Source organism: Streptomyces virginiae, assembly GCF_000720455.1.
In the GTDB taxonomy this organism is placed as follows: domain Bacteria; phylum Actinomycetota; class Actinomycetes; order Streptomycetales; family Streptomycetaceae; genus Streptomyces; species Streptomyces virginiae.
In genome coordinates this window covers 38984-45671 of record NZ_JOAK01000042.1, presented here as the reverse complement: position 1 = coordinate 45671, position 6688 = coordinate 38984, and the positions used below count along the sequence as shown (strand labels likewise).

Here is a 6688-nt window from a genome sequence, read left to right as displayed (position 1 = left end):
CCCCCGCCCCGCCCCCCGCCACTACGTGCCCGTCTGTCAGACCGTGCCAGAAGGGTGGCCTCGGTGGGCGTTTCTGACGTACCGTCATATCCGCCCGCGCCGCCCCCCGATGTCAGCCGTCCCGGAGGTCCGTCATGCCCGTAGACCGGCCCGTCGCACTCGACGAGTACCCCATCCACCAGGCCCCCTTGTCGATGAAGCACCTCGTGAGCGGCGACCGGAACGCCTACGACCGGTGCATCTTCCACGTCTTCGACCACGCCGGCCGCGCCGTCCTGATCCTGGGCCTCGGCGTCTACCCCAACGCCGGCGTCATCGACGCCTACGCCACCCTCCGCATCGGCGACGAACTCCTCGCGGTCCGGGCCTCCGACGCCCTCACCGACGACCGGATGAACCTCTCGGTGGGACCCCTGTCGATCGTCGTCGACGTGCCGCTCAAGCAGCTCACGCTGCGCTGCGCCCCCGACTCCGACGACCCGCACGGGCTCTCGTACGACATCACCTGGACCGCGGAGTTCCCCGCCGTGTGGGAGCCCCACCACATCCAGCGGCGCGGAGACCGCCTCATGCTGGAAGGGCGCCGCTTCGTCCAGGCGGGCAACGTCACCGGCACCATCCGTGCCAAGGGCGAGGAGTTCACCCTGACGGCGGGGGAGTGGAGCGGTACGCGGGACCGCAGTTGGGGCGTACGGCCGATTCCCGGGGAGGAAGGGGGCCGGGCGGCCGAGGAGTACCGCCCCGACGGCTTCCACTGGCTCTGGATCCCGGTCCGGTTCGCGGACCGCTTCGTCATGGTCATCGCCCAGGAGGACGCCGACGGCCACCGCACCCTGAACGAGGCCGTGCAGGTCTTCCCCGAGGACAGCGGTCGCGCGGACGTCCAGCTCGGCTGGCCGCACACCGAGATCCGCTATCGCCCCGGCAGCCGGCATCCCGTAAGCGCCGTCGTCCACCTCACCGACCCGTCCCGCAAGCCCCTCGAACTGGGCGTGGAGATACTGAACTCCTCCCCGCTCGCCGTCGGCGCCGGCTACCCGCCCGCCGGCGACTGGCAGCACGGCACCTGGCAGGGCCGCGGCTGGAGCGACCGGCGCGTCTACGACCTCTCCCACCCCGCCGCCCACCCCATGGCGGCCTTCGGGGTCACCGACCACTCCGCCCGCTTCACGCTCGACGGTCAGACCGGGCACGGCATCTTCGAGCACGGCAGCTTCGGCCGCCACGACCCGAGCGGCTTCGCCGACTACTCCTCCGTCGCCCCGTGAGTCCCCGCAGGTCCAGTTGCCAAGTCCAGGCCCAGGCCCAGGTCCAGGTCCAGGCCCGAGAAGGAGAAGGAGAAGGGGTCCCCATGGCAACCGCACCACGTCCGCGCACCTCCACCCGAGAGCCCGAGGAACTCGGCCGCCGCCTGGCCGCCTGGCTCGACACCCGGCTCCCCGGCGCGAAGGTCACCAACGTCTCCGTACCCGGCTCGAACGGTATGTCCAGCGAGACCCTGCTCTTCGACATAGAGCACCCGGACACCCCGCTGCACGCCTGCGCGCTGCGGCTCGCCGCCGACCCGGCGGCCTACACCGTCTTCCCGACGTACGACATGCCGCGCCAGCACCGCGTGATGAGCCTGGTCGCCGACCACACCGACCTGCCCGTCCCGCGCGTGCAGTGGCTGGAGGAGGACCCCGGGCCGCTGGGGGCGCCGTTCTTCGTGATGGCCCGCGCGGAGGGCCGGGTCCCGCCCGACGTCATGCCCTACACCTACGAGGGCAACTGGCTGCACGCGGCGACCGACGCCGAACGCGGTGCGCTGCAGGAGGCGAGCATCTCCCTGCTGGCCCGGCTGCACGACCAGTTCCCCGCCAAGGAGGCCGAGTTCCTGCTGCCCGAGGGCGAGGGCAGTCCGCTGCGCCGGCACGTGGACGGCCAACGCGCCTACTACGCCTGGGTGGTGGGCGGACTCGCGCCCTCCCCGCTGATCGAGCGGGCCTTCGCCCGCCTGGAGGAGCTGTGGCCGGCCGACGAGGGCCCCGCCGTCCTGAACTGGGGCGACGCCCGCATCGGCAACGTGGTCTACGACGGGTTCACGCCGGTGGCGGTCCTGGACTGGGAGATGGCGGCGTACGCCCCGCGCGAGGTGGACCTCGGCTGGACCGTCTACCTCCACCGGTTCTTCCAGGACCTCACCGTGAGCTTCGGCCAGCCCGGTCTGCCGGACTTCCTGCGCCGCGACGACCTGGAGCGCCGCTACGCCGAACTGACCGGCCACACCCCGCGGGACATGGAGTTCCACACCCTCTACGCCGCCCTGCGGCACGCGATCGTGATGCTGCGCATCGCCTACCGGCAGGCCCACTTCGGCGAGGTCGAGGTCCCGGGGGATCCTGACGGCCTGATCCTGCACCACGCCAGTCTGGCGGCCATGGTGCAGGGAACGTACTGGTAGGGGAGCAGGGGCCGCCGGAAGCGGACGGGCTGCGCGGTACCGGCGGCGCGGGACCGACGGCCCCCGGCCGGCCGCGCGACCGGGCGTCCGGGCGGTCGCGGGTCCTCGGTCCTCAGGCCGCCTGGGCGTGCTGCTGACGCGTCTGCGCCTGCGGCTGCGGCAGAACGGGGCGCACGACGCGGATCGGGCGCGAGCCCGGCCCGCCGACGTGCGAGAACGGCTGCGTCCGCCAGTCCAGACCCTGGGGCAGGGCCGGAAGGGTGAAGGGGTCCAGCTCCAGCTCCTGCGCCTCGGCCGACGGGAGCGCGCCGACGGAGGGGAGGGCGTCCGTGGCGGGCCGGCCGGTACCGGCGCACACGGTGAGCCCGAAGGGGTTCCACGGGGTCAGGCAGAGCGCGTGCTGCGGCAGGTACTCCTCGTCCGCGACGAGGGCGATCGACTGGCCGCAGTCGGGGCAGATCGCGTGGTGGATCCCGAACCCCTCGGCGTCGTCGAGGTATTCGCCGTCCTCGGGGTAGGCGTCGTCCCCGGAGTCGAGCGGTTCGAGAGGCTCCGGTTCGGTGCGACCGGCGCGCTTGGTGTTCAGCATGGATGTACTCCCCCTTGGGTGGGCCGGGCGGGCAGGTTCTTCGGCCTCGGCCACAGCAACCAATTCCCGTCGAGCGTCACGAGTAACCACAACAGACCGGCCTCCGCCTGCATACCCCTGTGGCCTTGGTCACATGCCCGGCGCAGATGCCTCCAGTGGGCGGACAGCACTGGGCCTGGAGTGCCTTTGGCCGTAAGTTGAGCGGCTATGAGCGCAATGGAGGAGCTGGACCGCCAGATCGTTGATCTGCTCGTGCGGGACGGGCGGATGAGCTACACGGATCTGGGCAAGGCCACGGGACTGTCCACGTCGGCAGTCCATCAGCGGGTACGCCGTCTGGAGCAGCGCGGGGTGATCCGCGGCTACGCGGCCGTGGTCGACCCGGAGGCCGTCGGCCTGCCGCTGACCGCATTCATCTCGGTCAAGCCCTTCGACCCGAGCGCCCCGGACGACATCGCCGACCGGCTGTCCGGCGTACCCGAGATCGAGGCCTGTCACAGCGTCGCGGGCGACGAGAACTACATCCTCAAGGTGCGCGTCGCCACCCCCCTGGAGCTGGAGGACCTCCTGGGCCGGCTGCGGGCCCTCGCCCACGTCGCGACCCGGACGACCGTGGTCCTCTCCACCCCCTACGAGGCGCGCCCGCCCCGCGTGTAACCCCGAAGGGGTACCCGGCGGTCGGGAGGGGCGGGGCGACGCGGGACACTGGTCGGCATGACTGACCGCACCGCCCACTCCGCCGAAGCCGCCGGAGCACCGACCCGGACCGTCCTCCTCCGCGGGGGCGAGGTACACAGCCCCGCCGACCCCTTCGCCACGGCGATGGTCGTCGAACGCGGCCACATCGCCTGGGTCGGTTCCGAAGGCGCGGCCGACGCCTTCGCGCAGGGCGTCGACGAGGTCGTCGATCTCGGCGGCGCGCTCGTCACGCCGGCCTTCACCGACGCCCACGTCCACACCACCTCCGCAGGTCTGGCCCTGACCGGGCTGGACCTCACCGGAGCGGGCTCGCTGGCCGCCGCGCTGGACCTGGTACGGGCGTACGCCGCGAGCCGGCCCGGCGACCGGGTGCTGCTCGGGCACGGCTGGGACGCCGCCCGCTGGCCCGAGCGCCGCGCGCCGCGCCGCGCCGAGCTCGACGAGGCCGCCGGCGGCCGTCCCCTCTACCTCAGCCGCATCGACGTCCACTCGGCCGTGGTCACCACGGCCCTGCTCGACCTCGTCCCCGGGGTGCGCCCCGACGGGGACCGGCCGCTGACCGCCGACGACCACCACGCCGTACGGCGGGCCGCGCTCGCCGCGGTCACCCCCGCCCAGCGCGCCGAGGCACAGCGGGCCGCGCTGGACCGGGCGGCCTCCCTCGGCATCGGTTCCCTGCACGAGTGCGGCGGCCCCGACATCTCCTCCGCCGAGGACTTCACGAGCCTGCTCGCCCTGGCGGCGGAGCGGCCCGGGCCGCGCGTGTTCGGGTACTGGGCCGACCGGGACCTGGACCTGGCCAGGGAGCTGGGGGCCGTCGGGGCCGCGGGCGACCTGTTCGTGGACGGCGCGCTCGGTTCGCACACCGCCTGCCTGCACGCCCCGTACGCCGACGCCTCGCACACCGGTACGGAGTACCTGGACGCGGTCGCCGTCGCCGAGCACGTTGCGGCCTGCACCGAGGAGGGGCTCCAGGCGGGCTTCCACGCCATCGGCGACGCGGCGATCACCGCGGTGGTGGAGGGGGTCCGGGCGGCGGCCGAGAAGGTCGGCCTGGCCCGGGTCCGCGCGGCCCGGCACCGCGTCGAGCACGCCGAGATGATGACCCCGGCGACCATCGCCGCCTTCGCGGAGCTGGGGCTCACCGCATCGGTGCAGCCGGCGTTCGACGCAGCCTGGGGCGGCGAGGACGGGATGTACGCCGACCGGCTCGGGGCCGACCGCGCCCGCTCCCTCAACCCGTACGCGGCCATGCTGAGGGCGGGGGTGCCGCTGGCCTTCGGTTCGGACGCGCCGGTGACCGCGCTCGACCCGTGGGGCACGGTGCGCGCGGCCGCCTTCCACCGCACTCCGGAGCACCGGGTGTCGGTGCGGGCCGCCTTCACCGCCCACACCCGGGGCGGCTGGCGGGCGCTGGGCCGCGACGACGCGGGGATCCTCGTCCCGGGCGCCCCGGCCGACTACGCGGTCTGGCAGACCGGGGAACTGGTCGTCCAGGCACCGGACGACCGGGTTGCCCGATGGTCCACCGACCCCCGCTCGGGCACCCCCGGACTGCCCGATCTGACCCCCGGCTCCGAACTGCCGGTGTGCCTCGCCACCGTCGTCGGCGGGCGGGAGGTATTCGTACGCCCACAGGGGTGATCCGGTCGGCCTCGGTTCGGTACGGGCGCTCGGACCCGGATAGGTTCGGCCGGGTCCACCACAGGACGTCGTGCCCGGACGGATCCGTCTGCTCAGCGCGCCCGCGCCTCGGGGGCGAGGGAAGGTTTCGCCGGGCGGCGGGTGGCCCCAGGTCGGGGCCCGGCGGTCCAGTAGACAACGGTCACGGCGGCCCGCAGCCAGCGGGAGTCTGATCGGCCCGAAGGACCGCGGGCCCCGATCACCCCACCGGGCGCCGCGGGGGAGGCCCACCGGCACCGCACCGCCGGGGCGGGCCGCGGCCGATGTTCTAAAGTCATCCTCTGCGACCAGACGTACAGGACGTGCCAAGAGCACAAAAGGGGACTCAGTGAGCGACGGCGGACAGCGGACCTACGGGCCGCTCGGTACAGCCTTGGTGATCATTCCGACCTACAACGAGGCGGAGAACATCGGGCTGATCGTCGGCCGCGTCCGGGCGGCGGTGCCCGAGGCCCACATCCTGGTCGCCGACGACAACAGCCCCGACGGCACGGGCAAGCTCGCCGACGAGCTCGCGGTCGGTGACGACCACGTGCACGTCCTGCACCGCAAGGGCAAGGAGGGGCTGGGCGCCGCCTACCTCGCGGGCTTCGTCTGGGGCCTGGAGGAGGGCTACGGCGTCATCGTCGAGATGGACGCCGACGGCTCCCACCAGCCCGAGGAGCTGCCCCGCCTGCTGACGGCGCTGGCCGGCGCCGACCTGGTCCTGGGCTCCCGCTGGGTGCCGGGCGGCCGGGTCGTGAACTGGCCCAAGACGCGGGAGTTCCTCTCGCGCGGCGGTTCGACGTACTCCCGGCTGATGCTGGACGTCCCGATCCGGGACGTGACCGGCGGCTACCGAGCCTTCCGGCGCGAGACCCTGGAGGGCCTGGGCCTGGAGGAGGTGGCCTCCGCGGGCTACTGCTTCCAGGTGGACCTGGCCCGCAGGGCCGTGCAGAAGGGTTTCCGCGTGGTGGAGGTCCCCATCACGTTCGTCGAGCGTGAGTTCGGCGACAGCAAGATGAGCAAGGACATCGTCGTGGAGGCCCTGTGGCGGGTCACCCAGTGGGGCCTCAAGACCCAGGCGGCCAAGCTGCTCGGCAAGGACACCGGCAAGCGCAGCGGCACGGCCTGATCCGGCCTGGTCGGCGGGGCGCCCCTCAGGGGGCGTCCCGCCGGTCATGCCGGGCTCGCGGCGCCCGGCACCGCGCCTCGCCGCGTTGTCCTCACTCGACGACGCTCCGCGTCGCCTCCCTCGTCCGCCTTGCGATCCACGGCCCCAGACCCCGCTCCCT

At 73.5% G+C, this 6688-nt stretch carries 6 protein-coding genes; 5 read left to right on the top strand and 1 reads right to left on the bottom strand.

Going from position 1 to position 6688, the window contains the following annotated elements; translation table 11 throughout:
* Positions 1 to 134: 134 nt before the first annotated feature.
* Both IG86_RS0135460 and IG86_RS0135455 read left to right on the top strand, forming a co-directional pair.
* On the top strand, positions 135 to 1268 hold the full coding sequence (locus IG86_RS0135460) for an Rv3169 family protein (protein ID WP_030902368.1): 1134 nt from the start codon (positions 135 to 137) through the stop codon (positions 1266 to 1268).
* Between the two features lie 83 nt (positions 1269 to 1351).
* Complete coding sequence (locus tag IG86_RS0135455) at positions 1352 to 2443, top strand: phosphotransferase family protein (protein ID WP_030902366.1); 1092 nt, start codon at positions 1352 to 1354, stop codon at positions 2441 to 2443.
* Positions 2444 to 2555: 112 nt separating this feature from the next.
* On the opposite strand, the gene IG86_RS0135450 is transcribed toward IG86_RS0135455, so the two are convergent.
* Entirely contained in the window at positions 2556 to 3032 is a 477-nt protein-coding gene (locus IG86_RS0135450) for a hypothetical protein (RefSeq protein WP_030902363.1), read from the bottom strand.
* Between the two features lie 216 nt (positions 3033 to 3248).
* On the opposite strand from IG86_RS0135450, the gene IG86_RS0135445 reads away from it, so the two are divergent.
* The 3 genes from IG86_RS0135445 to IG86_RS0135435 all read left to right on the top strand — a co-directional run bounded on the left by IG86_RS0135445 (position 3249) and on the right by IG86_RS0135435 (position 6528).
* Entirely contained in the window at positions 3249 to 3689 is a 441-nt protein-coding gene (locus IG86_RS0135445) for an Lrp/AsnC family transcriptional regulator (protein WP_030663734.1), read from the top strand.
* A 57-nt stretch (positions 3690 to 3746) separates the two neighbouring features.
* Entirely contained in the window at positions 3747 to 5375 is a 1629-nt protein-coding gene (locus tag IG86_RS0135440; protein WP_030832513.1) for an amidohydrolase, read from the top strand.
* Between the two features lie 367 nt (positions 5376 to 5742).
* The gene (locus IG86_RS0135435) at positions 5743 to 6528 is read left to right on the top strand and encodes a polyprenol monophosphomannose synthase (RefSeq protein WP_030832511.1); all 786 of its coding nucleotides are present in this window, start codon (positions 5743 to 5745) and stop codon (positions 6526 to 6528) included.
* Positions 6529 to 6688 lie beyond the last annotated feature (160 nt).

Excerpts from the sequence above, each read along its gene's own strand:
- IG86_RS0135450 (WP_030902363.1), bottom strand. The coding sequence starts at position 3,032 with ATGCTGAACACCAAGCGCGCCGGTCGCACCGAACCGGAGCCTCTCGAA.
- IG86_RS0135455 (WP_030902366.1), top strand. The coding sequence starts at position 1,352 with ATGGCAACCGCACCACGTCCGCGCACCTCCACCCGAGAGCCCGAGGAA.
- IG86_RS0135445 (WP_030663734.1), top strand. The coding sequence starts at position 3,249 with ATGGAGGAGCTGGACCGCCAGATCGTTGATCTGCTCGTGCGGGACGGG.
- IG86_RS0135440 (WP_030832513.1), top strand. The coding sequence starts at position 3,747 with ATGACTGACCGCACCGCCCACTCCGCCGAAGCCGCCGGAGCACCGACC.
- IG86_RS0135460 (WP_030902368.1), top strand. The coding sequence starts at position 135 with ATGCCCGTAGACCGGCCCGTCGCACTCGACGAGTACCCCATCCACCAG.